Source organism: Bacillus sp. LLTC93 (assembly GCF_002993125.1).
Classification (GTDB): Bacteria; Bacillota; Bacilli; order Bacillales; family Bacillaceae; genus Bacillus; species Bacillus zhangzhouensis.
The window spans coordinates 714,572-732,173 of the sequence record NZ_PVME01000002.1 but is presented as its reverse complement, the minus strand read 5'-3'; the positions used below and the strand labels follow the sequence as shown (position 1 = coordinate 732,173).

The window sequence follows — 17,602 nt, the reverse complement described above, 5'->3', positions numbered from 1 at the left end:
ATGAAGGCGGCAACTGAAGATATTTTTTTTGAAGTATCTAACTTAACAAAGAAATTAGGAGATACAGTTGTTTTGGATAATTTGTCTTTTAGAATTCCTCAGGGATCCATTGTAGGTTTTTTAGGGCAAAATGGAGCTGGAAAGACTACAACACTAAAAGTACTTGCAAATATTATTCCTGAAGATAGTGGCATTCTGAAGTTTAATGGTAAAGTCCATACTCAGAAGGATAAAGGGGAAATCATGTTTCTTCCAGATACACCATTAGTATATTCGGTACTAACTGGTAAAGAATATCTTTCTTTTATGAGTGAATTATTGCAACATGATGCAAGTAAATACTCGTACTATACAAAAAAGTTATGTATAGAGGATGCTCTTGATAAAAAGATTTCGGAGTATTCTTTAGGTATGAAAAAAAAGATATCGCTTATACCATTATTATTGAAAAGACCAAAACTTCTCTTATTAGATGAGTATTTCTCAGGTATAGACCCTATCAGTATGAGAGACATAAAGATAGTTTTAAATGAATATATAATAGGTGGTAATAGTGTTCTATTATCTACGCACCAATTAGATGCAGCACAAAGCACATGTGATTTTATAATAGTAATTGATAAAGGTAAGATACATAAGCCAGTCATTAGTATGGAAGAAATTTTGGGAAATGAAAATAGTGTAGAGGACTATTTTATAAACAGCATTACAAAAATAGAGGAGAGTTGACTAAATGATAATTTGGGCTTTAATCACTACAATAGTATCTTTTATTTTAATTTTTAATTTTTGGAATGAAGATAGAAAAACATCATATGTATTCATAATGGCGACAATTTTTCTTATTTTTCTTGACCTTGGTTTAATATTTATTTGAGTATTAAAATTGTGTTTATTTTGCGGGTTGAAATAAGAGTATTTGTCGTGATTATGATTTCTCGCCTAATATTAATAATTGCCTCTATAAACTTTAAAGAATACTTAGGTAATAGAGAAGTAATCGTTGATGTTGTTGTACCGAAATAAAAAATTTCTTTTGAGACGATAAATCAGGCGAAGTTCGACTTAAAGAGTACCAAAAAATTGCCGTGTTGCAACTTTATGTGAACATATTACATACATATGTTGGAGTAGAAGGGGTGTTAAAATAGGAACACCTATTATTCAATATTTAAACCTAACTTTAATAAGTGAATTGTAATCGCACAATTCCTTAGAATATAACTCTATGTTCCAAGGAAGATGTGGAAAGGTATCTTTGGAAAAGATAGTATCAAAACGAATTAAGATTGATTAAATCAAATGAATGGAACATCCGGAGTTTATAAAAATAGGAGAATTCAGGAAATATCTAAGTAGAAGAACTCTTATAATGACTTAGCGGAAGGCTTGTATACTGATATAAGTTGAACCCCCAAAATTTACTTATTACATATAGAATGCAACAAATATAAGAAGGGAGTTCAACTGTTGATGAATTGTAGTTTACACATCAATACGCTCTGTAAGTTTTATAAATTACTTTGAAATTTATTTATACATATGGTTTATTGCGATGCTTCTGTATCCTTTAAATTTTTCCCTTATTTGTCCAAACGATGTGCGGAATGTTTCGTTGGTCCGATGTATTCGTTTAGTTGGAAAGAGCCTTTAATGGCAGCAGTGATGAATTCTTTTGCTGCATAAATGGCTTCTTTCACGTCTGAGCCGTTTGCTAGTTCAGCTGTGACTGCCGCAGAGAATGTGCAGCCTGCGCCATGTGTGTATTGTGTGTCGATCTTATCAGATTCAAGGCGTTCAAAGGTTTGTCCATCATAAAGCAAATCAATCGCTTTATCTTGGCTTAGCTTACCGCCTCCAGTGATGACGACATACTTTGCACCAAGTTCGTGGATGCGTTTTGCTGCTTCTTCCATTTGTTCGATCGTTTTGATCTCACCGATGCCGCTTAATTGACCTGCTTCGAAAAGGTTAGGTGTGATAACGGTTGCCAGTGGCGCGAGCTTTTCACGTAAAGCTTCAGCATGCTCTGGGTAAAGGACTTCGTTTGCACCCTTACAAACCATGACAGGATCAATGACGACATTTTTCAAATCATATGTTTTGATGGTTTCAGCCGCGAGTTCAATCACGTCGACCGTTGGGAGCATACCTGTTTTCAGAGCGTCTACACCAATGCCTTCCACAATTGTAGAGAGCTGCGCACGAATGGTCGCCGTATCGATTGGAAACACCTGATGATCCCATGAGTTATGAGGGTCCATTGCAACGACAACTGTTAAAGCTGTCATCCCGTAGACGTTTTTCTCTTGAAACGTTTTTAAATCTGCTTGGATACCTGCACCGCCGCTTGAATCCGAACCTGCGATGGTGAGTGCTTTATTCATAGACATAGTTGCTGAACCTCCAATGTGATGTGTAACAGTTATTGTTCTATCCCTTATTATAATCAGCTTTTCCATTTATCACAATGAAACGGCATAAAAAAGCGTTCCTCAACGAGAGAAACGCTTCAAATCTTATCTTTTACAAATCACCAATTTCCCTTTTTTCAGTTCCTCTAAAAGTGTTAAGGCTAACTCCTGATCAGCGCCGACCGACATCATTTTGGCCATGAGCTCATCATCCCTCGTGCGAATGACATTGGCTACTTGATCTAAAATCCCTTGATCGACTGCTGTCATGCTTTTGGCATCCGTATACTCAGTTACGGTATCAGAGCGTTCTGGATCGTACGCAAAAACGAAGATGGCATCCTTTGATGAATGTAAGCTTTCAATAGTCTGTTTCGCTTCTTTGCTATTCTCTACCGTGATATATTCCATAGTGATCACTCCTTTTCATCAAAAATTCCCATTTTCCCACAAGATCAAACCGCCTTTTATATCATGAGAAGAAAGCCAATTTATGTTTTAATGGAAAAAGACGAATCTATTAAAGGAGTAAGTTCAATATGAAGATATCCTTATTAATTGTGACGCATAACAGACTAAGCGCACTGTGTGAGCTGCTTGAATCTATTTCGAGACAAACCGTACAGCCTTTTGAAATTGTAGTAGTGAATGATGCAGGTAAGCGAGTGGATATCATTCAGGAACTCTATTCTGAGCTTCCGATCCGCTTAATTCATTTAGATGAGAATGTCCAGCATGTCAATGCAAGAAATGTGGGGGTGCGTGAGCTGACAGGCGATGTCATCATGCTAAGTGACGACGATGATTACTTTACACCTTGTCATATCGAACGTATGAGCAAGGCGCTGGACGACGCCGACTTTGTCTTTTCTGACGCGGAAATAGTTTCATTTGAAGAAAAAGGCGCTACCCGTTTTCCATTATCGAGACGTTTGTTTGCTTATACAGCGGATATTGAGGATATGCGTGTCTTTTCTACATATGTTCCTTCAGGCAGTATGTATAAACGCCACATACACGAAGAGGTTGGCTACTTTGACCCGGCCATGCATCATTACTGGGATTGGGATTTTTTCTTGCGTGTATCACAACATGCGCGAGTAAAACGGGTACCAGCTGCCAGCGTGATCTATGCGTTTTTTGACGGCGGTGGTAATCAGTCTAGTGATCTTGGGGAAACAAGGAAGAACTACTTAGATGATCTAAGTGAAAAGCATGAACTGGGCGATCTGCCGACAGCTAACTTTGCTGTCCTATTAGAAGAACCAGCGATGAAAAAACGAGAATCAGAGAGTGAGATTGTGTGGGATGGAAAACCGATGATCTCAAGATTGGCACAGCAGACAGAAGGAGGAGAACCGCAATGAAGCCATTTTTAAATGATAGCTGGTGGGCTGTCATGAAGAGTGAATTTGAACAGCCGTATTATCAGGAGTTACGTGAGTGGATGAAGGAAGAATATCGCACGCAGACCATTTTTCCGAAACCAGAAGACGTTTATCGTGCCCTTCATTTGACGTCGTATGAAGAGGTCAAAGTGGTGATTTTGGGACAAGATCCTTATCATGGCCCAGGACAGGCACATGGGTTAAGCTTTTCTGTTCAGCCTGGTGTCAGACAGCCGCCTTCTTTAAAAAATATTTTTCAGGAGCTAAAGGATGATCTTGGCTGTCCTGTCCCAAACCATGGCTCGCTTGTCAGCTGGGCAGAACAAGGTGTGCTGCTCTTAAACACCGTGCTCACTGTGAGAAAGGGTGAGGCGAATTCGCATAAAGGCAAGGGCTGGGAACGTGTGACAGACCGGGTGATTGATGTGCTGAATGAACGGGATCAGCCCGTCGTCTTTGTGTTATGGGGAAGACATGCCCAAAATAAGAAAGAACGCATTGATCAAAACAAGCATTCCATCATTGAATCACCTCACCCAAGTCCTTTTTCTGCAAGAAACGGCTTTTTTGGCAGCCGTCCGTTTTCTCAGGCAAACGCATATTTAAAGCAACTGGGACTTGAGGAAATCAACTGGTGTATCAAGGATATTGAATGAAAATAGGACGAGGGGAAACCCCTTCGTCCTGTTTATTTTAAAAATTTACGAACAATGTCGAGTCCGTTTTTCGCATTTGGATAACGGAAGGAAAAATCAAAGCGATTGGTCTGGCGCAGGACACTTTTTTCATGCGTAAAGGTGGAAAAGCTTTCCTTACCATGATATCGTCCCATGCCGCTTTCACCGACGCCTCCAAACGGCAAGTAAGACGTGGCCACATGCATCAGTGTGTCGTTGATACAGCCTCCGCCAAATGAGAGGTTGTCTAGAATATAGGATTCTGTTTCTTTATTTGTTGTAAATAAGTAAAGGGCGAGCGGCTTCGGCCTTGCCTTGATCATGTCAGCTGCTTCATGCAGAGAATCAAATGTCATAACAGGCAGAATTGGTCCGAAAATTTCCTCCTGCATCACTGGATCTTCCCATGTGATGTGATCTAAAATGGTCGGTGCGATTTTAAGCTCTTGTTCGTTGCGCTGTCCGCCCGTCACGATCGTACCATTTGAAAGAAATTGTGAGAGCCTATCAAAATGACGCTGGCTCACATTTTTCCCAAAGTGCGGATGCGTTTCGGGTTGTTCGCCATAAAAGTCTCGGATACAAGCCGTCATTTCCTGCAAAAGGTCCTCTTTAATAGATTCATGAACAAGCAAATAGTCTGGTGCAATGCATGTTTGACCAGCATTGGTGAATTTCCCAAAAGTGATTCGCTTTGCAGCAAGCTTAATGTCTGCATCAGGCATGACAATGCAAGGGCTTTTTCCGCCAAGCTCAAGTGTGACAGGTGTCAGATGCTTTGCGGCGGCTTCCATGACGACTTTGCCGACAGCCACACTTCCAGTAAAGAAGATATAATCAAAGGGCAGCTTCAGCAGCTCTGTACTGACATCTACACCGCCTTCTACGACTGCCGCATGATCTTCTTTAAACACACGTTCCACAATTGAGCCGATTACTTGTGAGACTTGCGGCGTCAGTTCTGACGGTTTTAATGTGACGGCATTTCCCGCAGAAATGGCTCCGACTAATGGAGAAAGGGCCAGTTGGAAAGGATAGTTCCAAGGGGCAATAATGAGCACACTTCCGTAAGGTTCCTTGATGATCATGCTTTTCGATCCAATATGAGTCAAAGGTGTTTTCGCGCGGGATGGCTTTGCCCATTTGTGAAGGTGCTTGATGGTATGATTGATTTCTTCATACACCATCCCAATCTCTGTTGTATAAGCTTCCTGTTCCGATTTATGTAAATCATGTGCTAAGGCTTGTAAAATATCCTTTTCATGCTGTTTGATTTCTGCTTTCAAGTCTTTAAGGATGCGGATACGGTCTTGAACCGCCGGCTTGTGAAAGACTTTTTGTTTGTTAAAAAGAGCAGTGAGATTGTTCATTATTCAATCCTTTCATAGACGAGTTTGTCCCTTTTATTATGTGTGAATAACCGATACTGGTCAAATAAGAGGTACATAAGCGCACTGCTTTGAAAAAATGAACCCATTTGGTTTGTTCATTTGGTAAAATAATGTTGAAAACGAATTTTTATGATTGGAGGGTCTACCCTTGAATATTCATATATCAAGTCTGCTTCAAAAAATGGAGGAAGCGATTCAAAAAGCGAAACACAGTGGAAATGATGAAGAGGTGAAGCGTCAAGTGGCGGCGATTTCTTCACTATGTGATGTCATTCTTGACGCGCCGTCACAGGTGCAAATGCCGCAGTCTTCGGTCATTTCACCACCTCCATCGATATCTACACCATCTGCACCGTCTGTGTCTACGGATCAAGCCATGCTTGAGAAGCTGATGGGCACTAGTGGTGCAAAAACATTTCAGCATAAAGAAGAAGGGCAAAAAGGGAAGGATGGGAACGGCGACTCTATTTTTGATTTTTAGTGGTCTTGTCACGACAAAGGGAAGGTGATCGGTTTGAAACTATTTTTGGGCGCCATTCAGTGGATGGCATTTTTTATCGCAGCTTCTATTGCAGTACCGATTGCGATTGCACAAGCGTTTGAATTGAATCAAGTGCAATCGGCAGAGCTGATTCAGAGTACATTCTTTTCACTTGGACTTGTGGCGATGGTGCAGTGTTTATGCGGCCATATGCTGCCAATCAATGAAAGTCCAGCAGGGCTGTGGTGGGGTGTGTATACCCTTTATGCAGGCATGACAGGGACGATCTTTGCGACGTATCCTGAAACCCTGCAAGCATTACAAGGGGCTTTAATTTTTAGTGCTGTTTTCTTTTTTATTTTTAGTTTATTTAAAATCATTAATTGGCTCGCATCTTTATTTACGCCAGTCGTCACAGGTATTTACCTGCTCTTACTTGTTGTGCAGTTAAGTCAGCCGATCATGAAAGGGCTGATGGGCATCGGCTATCGGGGAAATCAGGTGGACGGGCTTGTCTTTTGTTTATCAATCTTGATTATTGTCCTCACCTTCATGATCAGCCGTTCAAAATGGCATTACTTAAGACAGTTTTCTGTGTTATTCGCACTTGCAGGCGGGTGGCTGTTATTCGCTTTACTCGGATTGGCGAAGCCGGTTCGAATTCCTGAGCATATCATCGAGTTTCCGAAGCTGTTTCCATTCGGCATGCCGGTTTTTGACAGTGGATTGCTTGTCACGTCCTTTTTTATTACGATTTTACTCATTGTGAATATGCTGGCAAGTATTCGAATTGTGGAAAGTTCAGTGAAGGCATTTGGTGAACTGCGTGAGCGTAAAAGAGCTCGACCTGCTGGTTTTGTGGCGGCTTTTGGTCATTTACTAAGCGGGATGATCGGTGCGATTGCGCCTGTACCTATTTCGGGGGCAGCAGGCTTTATACAGACAACAAAAATTCCATCGAGAAAGCCATTTTTCCTCGGAAGCCTGCTCATTGTGTTGATTAGTTTATTCCCATTATTGATGAGCTTTTTCTCAGCATTGCCATCACCAGTAGGGCTCGCTGTGAACTTTGTGGTTTTCTCATCTATGATTGGGATCGCCATGTCTGAATTTGATCAATATGAAAAGGAAGAGGTTCCACGCATTCGATTTGTACTGGGAATTGCGGTTTTAGCAGGTGTAGGGGCGATGTTTGTTCCGCAGGCAGCCTTGAAAGGCATGCACCCTGTCTTGATTTCTTTATTAAGCAATGGTCTTGTTCTCGGTACACTCATTGCGATCGTTGTTGACCAAGTCTTGTTAAGAAAGAAGAAGAAATCCGACAATCTCGTGTCAGCATAAAAGGAAAGTTGAATGTCTGATGTGAGGCACGCTATGATAAACATAATGAACGAGATAAGGAGAATGACGAATGAAACTATTTTTCATATTAGGTGCAATTAATGCCATGCTTGCTGTTGGTCTTGGAGCCTTCGGTGCACATGGACTGGAAGGGAAAATCCCTGAAAAGTATATTGAGATTTGGAATAAAGGTGTTCAATATCAGATGTTCCATGCGATTGGACTATTTATAGTGGCCTTTCTTGCAGATAAGCTGTCAGGTGTCTCTTTAGTACCGACCGCTGGCTGGGTAATGCTTGCAGGTATCCTTTTCTTCTCGGGAAGCCTTTATGTGCTGGCATTGACTCAGGTGAAGATTCTAGGTGCCATTACCCCAATTGGCGGAGTGGCATTTATCGCTTCTTGGATCATGCTTGTCATTGCAGCAGCAAAAAATTTATAAGTCAAAAAACCGATGCTCAGATGGGGCATCGGTTTTTTTTAACTCCAATAAGGGGTGTAGTTGGGGGGTGCTTGATAATAAGGGACGTAGTGAGAAGGAGGGACAGGATGCGTTTGGGCCTCTTCCTCTCTGTGGCAGAACGGACCGATAAACACACCTGGTTTCACAGGCTGTGTCGCCTTCTTCCACTGCGTTTCGTTCATGCAATAAGTATGTGCCATGATGTGAGATGGGGTAAGGGTGAGAAGGTCTGAGCCTAGGATCACTTCTGGCGTAGATGCGTTGAAAATGGCTAACAAATGGGTTCTGTCCTGCAAGGCGACTTCATAGTGCCACCAGCCTTGAGGCACGTTCGCCACCTGCCCAGGGGTAATGGTATAGGTATGCAGCTTTTTTGTGAATGGATTCAGCATGGATACAGCAGCAGAACCGGCTATACAGTAAACAAGCTCTGCGGCATTTTGGTGATAATGAGGCTCTACTACTTTGCTTTTACTCAAATATATATCCAGCAGGGATACTTGATCCAACGAGTTTAATTGTTTTTTTCCTAAAACATTTATCAGGTTATGTTGATCATATTTGACAAGGGGGCTTTGATTCAGATCGAATGAATATTTGATATTTGGTGATGTATAATCCAGCTCAACAGTCATTGATGTCACCTCTAGGCTTTTGATAAAAACTACTAGGCATCTTATGAGCGGCGCCCGAAAAGTGTGTCAAAAACCTAGTCAAAAGAAAAAAGCAAGGGCGTCTGCGCCTTGCTTCTTGCTTGAAGTTATCTTGGAGAATACGTTGACATAGAGTATGGATAGTCATATTGAATTTCTCCATCAAACGTAATGTAATCAAGGTAGATCGTTAACAGTAAGTATCGTGTCCCTGTCTTGTTATCACTAATGATAATGTGGTCACGTCCTGCGGCTTCAATGACCCCTCTAAAAATCTTCGAATTCCATTCCTTACTCGCCTCAAACGTCATATAAATCGTGGCTACCTTGCCGCGGTTCAATCGTAAAATATTTTCAATATAGGACTGCTCAATTGGCAGCTGACCGGTGACATTCTGCTGATAAATCGGTCCAGAAGGAATTTGATATGGCTGTCCGCCGCTCTGCGCGCCTTGGCCTCCTTGTGATGGACCAGTAGATGGCATTGGCGAAAAACCCTGCTGCATTTGACCTTGCATTTGACCCTGCGTTTGGGGAGGGACTGAATAACCCATCTGCTGCGCAGGATACGGATTTGCTCCATATTGTTGCTGGCGAAAATCTTGACCTTCGAAACCCGAACCTTGCCCAAATTGATTTTTCAATTTCATAACGTTCCTCCTCTTTCCTCATGGTGTTCTAAACAGAAGGCGTTTAAGCCTGTTGTTTCCATAGCATTCTTTCTCTCTTTCACACTATGAGACAGGAGGGGAGAATATGTACATTGAACGAAAAAAAGGAACTGCTTGAAGGAGTTCCCTTTACATCATCCAGTTGACAGCCCGCTGGACATCAAATAAAAGTGTCATGATGAGAAAAAATGCGGCCAGCGGTGTGATGACGACAATGAAGGCTTGCCATACTCTTAGCTTCATCACAGCGACTATGCCTAACACAGCCATCCCCAATATCCATGTCTTTGCATACGCATTAATAAGTTGCAATATATCGAGATAATACCAAACTTCAAAATGCTGATCTAAATATGGTGAGATTTTCACAAATGTATACGGACCGAGCATCCCCACAGTGGAAATCCAAGTAAGAGCAAATAAAGCGGAAGGGAAAATGACCGTCAGCGTGCAGGCCTTGAGCACATCTCGATAAGGCGTTTTATTGCCAAAAAAGAGCCGTCCTAACCACTGTAAAATGAGTGAACCGATAAATAGAATGAAATTGCCTGCTAAAATACCAAAACCCGCCCCATGTAACAGAATAAAAGGGAATGGAATATGATTGCCCATATACTCGCTAAAATACCCTTCGTAGATCCAGCTCGTACCAGCGATACTTGCAAGGAGCATCATCAGCCAAATTGGGATAGAGGAATGTTGGTATGAGCGAATAATCGTTTTTGTTGCGATGAAAATTTTAAAAAATCGAAAAAATCCTTTTGCTTCCTCTTCTTGGGAGAGATCACTTTTCATAGCTTCCAATGTTCTTTACTCCTTTAATACACACAAATGATTACTTATATTACCAAAAAGTTCGCGTTTTTCAAAGATAGATCAATAAAAAAATACAATTTTATAAAAAATAGGTCCCTCTACAGTCTCTTTAAGAGGAGACACATATGATAAACATAGTTTGAAAGAGACCGAGGTGAAAACTTTGACAAAAGTAACTGTCATTATGACGAGCTACAACAAGGCGGCTTACGTTGGCAGATCGATTGAAGCGGTACTGCAACAGACGTTGTCAGACCTTGAACTTTTTATCATGGATGATGGATCAAACGAAAAAACCCTTGCTGCTATTGAGCCTTTTCGAAAAGATTCGCGTGTTCATTTTATCCAAAGCGGTGTCAAAACGCTGGAGGAGAGAACAGCGAAAACCCGCTATGCTGTGCTCATTAATCAAGCATTAGAACAGGCAAAGGGCGAGTATATTTCCTATGCAACAGATGACAATGTCTACGCCCCGGATCGTTTAGAGAAGCTCATAAATTATCTAGATGCCCGCCCGGGTGAAGATATTGTCTATTCTGGTTCTAAAGTGATCTATTTAAATAGCGAAAAAGAGCCAGTGAAGGAAACGATTCGACCTGCGAAAACAGTGCAATGGAATGCACCCTGTGCCATTGATCATTGCTCAGTCGTTCATCGTGCATCTATTTTAACAAAAATTCATGCTGAATTTGGGTCCTACTGGGACGAGAGTCCGCATTTTTATCGAATAGGGGATGCCCGGTTCTTTTTTCGATTAAATCATTTTTATCCGTTCTACCCCTATGATGAAGTATTAGATACAAATTACATCACAGAACAGTCCATTCATTATCAGCTGGCAGAAGAAGAGAAAAGTGACTTTATTCAAGCACTTCCTCCGCAGTCTACCTGCTGGGAGCTCCGTCATATATTAAAACAAAGACATGGGAGATGACCTTAAGTGACGCACTATATTCATCATTATTGGCAAGTGTACTTTGAGTATGTGAATCTAATGAAGGACTTGTCCTATAAGCAAATTCCACTTGGCTTGATCAGTAATTTTTATCAATACATCAGCCCTGAAGTGAGAGAACATATGGAAGATGAAGCGTTTGGTCAAGAACTGACGACCACTTGTCCATCGCCTGAAGAGATTCAGCCATTTTTTGATCAACATAAACAGCAGATCAATCGTACCGCTTATCGTCCGACGAATGGAAAGGTATTGCTTCATTTCGAACACCTGCGCTTTACTGAACAAAATTACACACGGTTCCATCCGGATCAAACAGTGGTACTCGCTCGCTGGAAGAAGGCTGATTATTTCGGATTACCAGTCATCAGCAAGCCGGAATTAGCCGGAGAGGTTAATAAAGAAGCCCATGCTGAATATATTGAAAAAGCAAATGCTTTACTTAAACCTTACGCACAGCACCCTGTCTTTGGCAATGTCTTTTTTAGAGAAAAACTTCGGAAGGACATTGTGCAATTTATTGATGTGATTGACCAGACAGAAACACTATTTCACCTGCAGCCTATTGCAGCTGTCATTGTTGGGACGACGGAGGATGTTTACAGCCGTGTACTCGCTCTGCAAACAGTGAAACGCCATCTCACGAGTATCTGCCTTCAGCACGGCGCGCTCATGGGAGACGAAGCCTTTTTGCCGATTTTCACCACATGCCACGGGGTGTTTGGAAAGTATGAAAAGGACTGGTATGAAGACAAAGGCTGTCAGCCTGAACAGGTGGAGATCACAGGTCATCCGAGATTTGATTTGGTGAAGGAACGAACGCCGCTTCAACAGGAACTAATATTTCGTAAATTGAACTTCAGTCCAGCCAGAAAGACAGTGCTTGTGGCAACACAGCCGTTTTCAGAAGCCTTCTATGGTGATGTTCTTAAAACGATTGCAAAACGCAAAGACATTCAACTGATCATGAAGCCGCATCCGTGGGAAATCGCCCGAAACCGTTTAGATGAGTACGTGGCCATTGAGCGGGCGGGGAACCATGTGAGGTTGATAAAAAAAGAAATCGACTTGTATGATCTGTTGCCGTATATGGATATGGTCATTACGCTCACATCAACAGTCGGTCTAGAAGCGATGCTTTTTGAAAAGAGTGTGCTGATTGGGAAAATGACAGAAGGCAGAAGATACCCTTATTACGAGTCGCTTGGCAGCTATCATATGGAAAACCCTGTTGAACTGGCTGAGAAAGCAATTCGTATTTTGTCGGATGAACAAGAGATGAAGCTGGCGAAACAGCAAGGTGGTCATTTCATTAAACAGCATTATCCGCATGCGCGATCTACCGATGTTCTGCTTTCTCTGCTCAAAACAAAAACAGGTGTGGATTTTCAGAGATGAAGATAGGGGTGTGCAAGCGATATGGGACAAAAGAGAGCACAATTTCTTCCTTATGCATTGCCTTTGATTGAGCAGGAGGAAATTGACGAAGTCATTGGAACATTAAAGTCCGGCTGGCTGTCAACCGGACCAAAAGTGAGGCAATTTGAAGAAGAATTCCGGCAACTGACAGGTGTGAAACACGCGATAGCTGTCAATTCATGTACAGCTGCTCTATTTTTAGCGTTAAAGGCGAAGGGAATTGGGGCTGGTGATGAAGTGATCACAACCCCACTGACGTTCTGCGCAACAGCCAATACGATCATCCATACGGGAGCAGCACCTATTTTTGTCGATATTGATCCAGAGACTCTCAATCTGGATGCAGAGAAATTGGAAGCGGCCATCACACCACATACAAAAGCGATTGTACCTGTTCATTTTGCTGGTCAATCGTGCGATATGGACCGGATTTTGGCCATTGCCAAAAAGTACGATTTGTTTGTGCTTGAGGATGCTGCTCATGCCCTCTATACGACGTATCATGGTCAGCCCATTGGATCAATTGGTGATGCAACCGCCTTTAGTTTTTATGCGACGAAAAATATAGCGACCGGAGAAGGCGGCATGCTGACGACAAATGATGATGCACTTGCTGCTCGAATCAGAAGACTAGCGCTCCATGGGATGAGCAAGGGAGCGTGGAATCGTTATGGAGAAAAGGGAACATGGTACTACGAGGTCGAGGAACCTGGCTATAAAATGAACATGTTTGACGTGCAGGCGTCGTTAGGACTTGTTCAGTTAAGCAGGCTGGATGACATGCAGGCGCGCAGAGAACAGATTGCGAAAGCATACAATCAGGCTTTTCAAAAAGAAGCAGGGTTGATCTTGCCGCCTGTCCATCAAGAGGGAAGACATGCATGGCATTTGTACGTGCTGCAAGTTGATCCAAGAGAAGCATTCATCACACGTGATGAGATGATCGATCAGCTGCAAAAGGAGTATAAAATCGGCACAAGTGTTCACTTTATTCCTGTTCATTTGCACCCATACTATCAACAAACCTACAACTATTTACCAGAGGATTTCCCTGAATCACTCACCTATTACAAGCGGACTCTCTCACTTCCTCTTTATCCAAGTATGACAGATGAAGATGTGCAGGATGTCATGAATGCGGTGTTATCTATTTTAAAAGATAAGAAGGCATCTGCATGAAGGTCGTTCATGCAATAGACGATCAGGTGCTCTCCACTTGGCTGGTGAAATATGGTCATCAAGCGGAACACATGAAAGGCTTCAAACAGTTTGCTCTTGTCAGCGGTGCCCAGCTTAGAGCGGTGTTGTTATACGATTGGTCAAAATGGGAGAGCGGCATTTTTGATCAGCATATTTTTCATGTGAAGGTTGTGGAAGCTGAGTCAGCGCTTATCTTTAAAGAGTTGATGGAGAAATTCATCAACTGGATGAGAACGGAGAAATGTGATTTCTTCTTTTTACGTCTTGAAGCGGCTGATCTTGAAAAAAACCGCATTGTCCAAAGACTATCACATGTGTACTATGTCGGCGGTCTCACTCGGCTTGAGGCACCGCCTGCTCGAATGGAGATGCCATCAACTGGTCAAGATGTGATGATCAGTCTGCCAGCTGAAAATGAATACGATGAGGCAGTTTTACTAGGTGATCAGGCTTTTGTGAAAAGCCGGTATGCACTTGATCCATATTTAGACCAGAGTGTCGTCCAGCATTTCTATCAGGAATGGATGAGGAATAACTTACTCGGACGCGCAGATATCAATCTCGTGGCAAAGATGAACGATGAAGTGGTTGGCCTGATTCAAGGGATGACAAAGGGCGATGAGATGGCACTTGAGCTTTTTGCGATTAGACCGGATGCACAAGGAAAAGGGATTGGGAAGAAGCTATTTATTGAGATGATGAAGGTCTCTTATGATAGAGGGCATCGATTCATTTCTGCCGGGACACAGCTGCATAATACGACAGCCATCCAGCTGTACGAAAAGATGGGGTTTAGAACAACAAATGCCTTTTTGTATTACCATGTGTGGCCGAAAAAAGGAGAGAGGTAAGATGGCACATTTCTATATTGGAGATCGCAAAGTGGGGGATGGTGCGCCTGTCTTTATCATTGCAGAGGCAGGCATTAACCATGATGGAAAGCTGGATCAGGCCCTTGCTTTAATTGATGTGGCAAAAGAAGCAGGTGCCGATGCGGTGAAGTTTCAGATGTTTCAAGCTGATCGGATGTATCAAAAGGAACCGGGTTTGTACGAAACGGCCAAAGGTGAAGAAGTGTCCATTTTTTCTTTAGTGGAACAAATGGAGCTGCCGCCAGAATGGCTGCCAGCTTTATTAACACGTTGTGAGGAAAAGGGACTGATCTTTTTAAGCACAGTGTGTGACGAGGAATCTGCGGATTTATTGAATCAAACCGATCCGCCTGCTTTTAAACTGGCATCCTATGAAATCAATCATTTACCTCTTTTGCGTCACACCGCTTCTTTTAAAAAGCCGATCATTTTTTCAACAGCTGGGGCAACCATTGCCGATGTTCATGAAGCATATGAGGCCATTACAAGCCAGCAAAATAAGCAAATCGCCATTATGCATTGTGTGGCAAAGTATCCTGCACCAAGAGCATTCACGAATCTTCGTGTGCTTCAAACCTTAACCTCAGCTTTTCCTGAGGCAGTCATTGGCTTTTCAGATCATAGTGAGCATCCGACTGAAGCGCCTGTTGCCGCTGTGAAGCTTGGGGCAGCCATGATTGAAAAGCATTTTACAGTGGATAAAACATTACCTGGAGCAGATCATTCCTTTGCCCTTAATCCTGAAGAATTAAAGGAAATGGTTCAACATATTCGAGCAGCAGAAAAGCAACGAAATCAAACAGAAGGAGACGCTCATTCTGTGTCAGAGGAGCTTCTTGGCAGTTCTTATAAAACGACAACAGCCATTGAAGGTCAGATTCGTGAATTTGCGTATCGAGGGATTTTTACGACAAGAGACATTGCAAAGGGCGAGACATTGACTGCAGAAAATCTAGCTGTATTACGTCCAGGGCAAAAAAGCCAAGGCCTGCACCCGCGATACATGGAGCTTTTACTTGGCGCACAGGCTGTGAGAGACATCCCAGCCCATACAGGCGTTTCGTGGAAAGATGTGCTCACGGAGGAGTCCCAAAATGATCAATGATGTGCTCTTTGTGATACAGGCTAGGATGGGTTCGACAAGGCTGCCAAAAAAGGTAATGAAACCGATCGGAGGTATGGCGCTGATCGATTTGATTGTTGAACGGGTAAAGCAATCAAACCATTACAATCACAAAACGCAAAACCTCATGATCGCCACCACAGTTGAGGCAGAAGATGACCTGTTGGCTCATTATTGTTTATCAAAGGGCTATAAGGTGTTTCGTGGCAGTGAGACGGATGTGCTGCAGCGTTTTGCTCAGATTGTCCGTCAGTTTGAACCACAAACTGTTGTACGCTTAACGGGAGATAATCCATTCATAGATCCGGCACTTTTGTCGAAAATGCTTGAAAAACATAGACTGGAGAAGGCTGATTACACGTATACAAACGGAACACCACTCGGTATTTCCGGGGAAATGATTGATGCACCTATTTTAAGTGAAATCGACAATTTTCCCCTCTCGCAGCCGGAGCGTGAGCATGTCACGCTGTATATCAGAAAGCATCCTGAGCAATTTCACCTTCAATTATTCACACCGCCCAAAGAACTTGCATATCCTGCTTATCGATTCACAATTGATACAGAAGAAGATTACGTGTTTGCTACCCGTTTACTTGAGAAAGCTGGTGGTTCCATTGCTGTGCCAACGGCTGAGCTCATATCCATCTGTGAACAAGATCCAGACATTGTTCGGTTGAATCAATTTGTGAGACAGAAGGATGCTGAATGAACAAAAAAATCATGATTGTTGTCTATGGTGGTTTTTTAAGAGGGATGGGGCATGTCATCAGAATGAAACGGTTAGCAAGGGAGCTGCTTGAGGAGGGGAACGACCTATTTTTCTATACAAATGAGCAGATTTGTGTAGAAATGCTTTCGCATCCAGATTGGCACGTCCACATGGTGCAGGAGTCAAATGCGCTCCTTCAGCTGCGGCAGGATATGAAAGAGCTGAAGCCAGATCTCCTACTGATTGATGTCCTTGAATGTGACCTGTACTTTCTCCGAATGATTAAGCATTCCTGCGGCCTTGCAAGGCTGGTCTTATTCGAGGAAAGAAGAGCGGAAGCCTGTCAGCTTGCGGATGCTGTCGTGAACGGTATTTATGGAGGTCTGGACGGGAAGCACATGCAAGTCAATGGGACGACATATTTTTTTGGAACGCCTTATTTATTGTTAGATCATGAGATTGGCAGATTAAAAGACACATATGAGGTTCGAAAAGAATGCAAAAAGGTGGTCATCAGCCTTGGGGGCAGTGATCCGCGCGGATTGTTACCGAAGGCTGTATCAGCACTCCTCACAGCAAATCATTTACACATTCTAGGGATTACAGGAAAAGCCTCTCACATCAAAGAACAAGTAGACGCTGAACATATTCAATTCATTCGTCATACAGATCAATTAACTGCCCTGCTATGGGAAGCTGATTTGGCTATTGTGGCAGGAGGCATGACATTATATGAAGCGGTTTGTATAGGGGTGCCCAGCATTGTACTTTCGCAAGTAGACCATCAAGCAGTTACAGCCAGTAATTTTGCGCAAAAGGGAGCCTGTCTACATCTTGGATTAGGTGATCATGTGGAAGAAACAGATATATTACGTGCTGCTCGAAGGCTGTCCGGCAGCTACTTTCTCCGCAGGAGTATCCATCTCAACGGACGGACACTCATTGATGGAAAAGGAACCGAACGAGTGAAAAACATTCTTATACACCTCATGAATCATCACCAAAAAGAACATAAGGATGTGTAGA

General features: G+C 42.6%; 19 protein-coding genes. 13 read left to right on the top strand and 6 right to left on the bottom strand.

Annotation, left to right across the window (positions count from 1 at the left end):
• Complete coding sequence (locus C6W18_RS08975) at positions 1-729, top strand: ATP-binding cassette domain-containing protein (RefSeq protein ID WP_105927353.1); 729 nt, start codon at positions 1-3, stop codon at positions 727-729.
• Between the two features lie 854 nt (positions 730-1,583).
• Here C6W18_RS08975 and C6W18_RS08970 read toward each other — a convergent pair.
• Together C6W18_RS08970 and C6W18_RS08965 are read right to left on the bottom strand one after the other, a co-directional pair.
• Positions 1,584-2,393: a bifunctional hydroxymethylpyrimidine kinase/phosphomethylpyrimidine kinase gene (locus tag C6W18_RS08970; RefSeq protein ID WP_105927351.1), complete on the bottom strand. Its 810-nt coding sequence runs from the start codon at positions 2,391-2,393 to the stop codon at positions 1,584-1,586.
• Between the two features lie 126 nt (positions 2,394-2,519).
• Positions 2,520-2,825 carry a general stress protein gene (locus C6W18_RS08965; RefSeq protein WP_105927349.1) on the bottom strand — a complete coding sequence of 102 codons (306 nt, stop codon included), beginning with the start codon at positions 2,823-2,825 and terminating at the stop codon, positions 2,520-2,522.
• A 128-nt stretch (positions 2,826-2,953) separates the two neighbouring features.
• On the opposite strand from C6W18_RS08965, the gene C6W18_RS08960 reads away from it, so the two are divergent.
• Both C6W18_RS08960 and C6W18_RS08955 read left to right on the top strand, forming a co-directional pair.
• Positions 2,954-3,781: a glycosyltransferase family 2 protein gene (locus C6W18_RS08960; protein WP_105927347.1), complete on the top strand. Its 828-nt coding sequence runs from the start codon at positions 2,954-2,956 to the stop codon at positions 3,779-3,781.
• Positions 3,778-4,458: a uracil-DNA glycosylase gene (locus C6W18_RS08955; protein WP_105927345.1), complete on the top strand. Its 681-nt coding sequence runs from the start codon at positions 3,778-3,780 to the stop codon at positions 4,456-4,458. The genes C6W18_RS08960 and C6W18_RS08955 overlap by 4 nt, the downstream gene beginning before the upstream one ends.
• Positions 4,459-4,490: 32 nt before the next feature.
• Here the strand turns inward: C6W18_RS08955 and C6W18_RS08950 are convergent, their stop codons facing one another.
• Positions 4,491-5,849, bottom strand: a complete 1,359-nt coding sequence (locus tag C6W18_RS08950) for an aldehyde dehydrogenase (RefSeq protein ID WP_105927343.1) — start codon at positions 5,847-5,849, stop codon at positions 4,491-4,493.
• A gap of 169 nt (positions 5,850-6,018) precedes the next feature.
• Here C6W18_RS08950 and C6W18_RS08945 point away from each other — a divergent pair, with 169 nt between their 5' ends.
• The 3 genes from C6W18_RS08945 to C6W18_RS08935 all read left to right on the top strand — a co-directional run bounded on the left by C6W18_RS08945 (position 6,019) and on the right by C6W18_RS08935 (position 8,134).
• Entirely contained in the window at positions 6,019-6,351 is a 333-nt protein-coding gene (locus tag C6W18_RS08945; RefSeq protein WP_034322014.1) for a YwdI family protein, read from the top strand.
• Between the two features lie 33 nt (positions 6,352-6,384).
• Complete coding sequence (locus tag C6W18_RS08940) at positions 6,385-7,692, top strand: purine/pyrimidine permease (protein ID WP_034322016.1); 1,308 nt, start codon at positions 6,385-6,387, stop codon at positions 7,690-7,692.
• 70 nt (positions 7,693-7,762) lie between these two features.
• Positions 7,763-8,134, top strand: coding sequence for a DUF423 domain-containing protein (locus C6W18_RS08935; protein WP_003215282.1), 372 nt, complete (start codon positions 7,763-7,765; stop codon positions 8,132-8,134).
• 38 nt (positions 8,135-8,172) lie between these two features.
• Here the strand turns inward: C6W18_RS08935 and C6W18_RS08930 are convergent, their stop codons facing one another.
• The 3 genes from C6W18_RS08930 to C6W18_RS08920 all read right to left on the bottom strand — a co-directional run bounded on the left by C6W18_RS08930 (position 8,173) and on the right by C6W18_RS08920 (position 10,283).
• Complete coding sequence (locus C6W18_RS08930; RefSeq protein WP_034322019.1) at positions 8,173-8,790, bottom strand: cupin domain-containing protein; 618 nt, start codon at positions 8,788-8,790, stop codon at positions 8,173-8,175.
• A gap of 125 nt (positions 8,791-8,915) precedes the next feature.
• On the bottom strand, positions 8,916-9,458 hold the full coding sequence (gene gerQ, locus C6W18_RS08925; RefSeq protein ID WP_034322022.1) for a spore coat protein GerQ: 543 nt from the start codon (positions 9,456-9,458) through the stop codon (positions 8,916-8,918).
• Positions 9,459-9,608: 150 nt separating this feature from the next.
• On the bottom strand, positions 9,609-10,283 hold the full coding sequence (locus tag C6W18_RS08920) for a YIP1 family protein (protein WP_105927341.1): 675 nt from the start codon (positions 10,281-10,283) through the stop codon (positions 9,609-9,611).
• Positions 10,284-10,458: 175 nt separating this feature from the next.
• Here C6W18_RS08920 and C6W18_RS08915 point away from each other — a divergent pair, with 175 nt between their 5' ends.
• The 7 genes from C6W18_RS08915 to C6W18_RS08885 are packed head-to-tail and all read left to right on the top strand — an operon-like array spanning position 10,459 to position 17,601.
• Positions 10,459-11,229, top strand: a complete 771-nt coding sequence (locus C6W18_RS08915) for a glycosyltransferase family 2 protein (RefSeq protein WP_189318064.1) — start codon at positions 10,459-10,461, stop codon at positions 11,227-11,229.
• A 6-nt stretch (positions 11,230-11,235) separates the two neighbouring features.
• Positions 11,236-12,648: a capsular polysaccharide export protein, LipB/KpsS family gene (locus C6W18_RS08910; RefSeq protein ID WP_105927339.1), complete on the top strand. Its 1,413-nt coding sequence runs from the start codon at positions 11,236-11,238 to the stop codon at positions 12,646-12,648.
• 21 nt (positions 12,649-12,669) lie between these two features.
• Positions 12,670-13,848 (top strand): DegT/DnrJ/EryC1/StrS family aminotransferase, encoded by a 1,179-nt coding sequence (locus C6W18_RS08905; RefSeq protein ID WP_105927337.1) that lies wholly within the window; start codon positions 12,670-12,672, stop codon positions 13,846-13,848.
• On the top strand, positions 13,845-14,720 hold the full coding sequence (locus tag C6W18_RS08900) for a GNAT family N-acetyltransferase (protein ID WP_105927335.1): 876 nt from the start codon (positions 13,845-13,847) through the stop codon (positions 14,718-14,720). The genes C6W18_RS08905 and C6W18_RS08900 overlap by 4 nt, the downstream gene beginning before the upstream one ends.
• A 1-nt stretch (position 14,721) precedes the next feature.
• Positions 14,722-15,846 (top strand): N-acetylneuraminate synthase family protein, encoded by a 1,125-nt coding sequence (locus tag C6W18_RS08895; protein ID WP_105927333.1) that lies wholly within the window; start codon positions 14,722-14,724, stop codon positions 15,844-15,846.
• On the top strand, positions 15,836-16,576 hold the full coding sequence (locus C6W18_RS08890; RefSeq protein ID WP_105927331.1) for a cytidylyltransferase domain-containing protein: 741 nt from the start codon (positions 15,836-15,838) through the stop codon (positions 16,574-16,576). The genes C6W18_RS08895 and C6W18_RS08890 overlap by 11 nt, the downstream gene beginning before the upstream one ends.
• Complete coding sequence (locus C6W18_RS08885; RefSeq protein WP_105927329.1) at positions 16,573-17,601, top strand: PseG/SpsG family protein; 1,029 nt, start codon at positions 16,573-16,575, stop codon at positions 17,599-17,601. Before C6W18_RS08890 ends, C6W18_RS08885 begins: the two co-directional genes overlap by 4 nt.
• Position 17,602 lies beyond the last annotated feature (1 nt).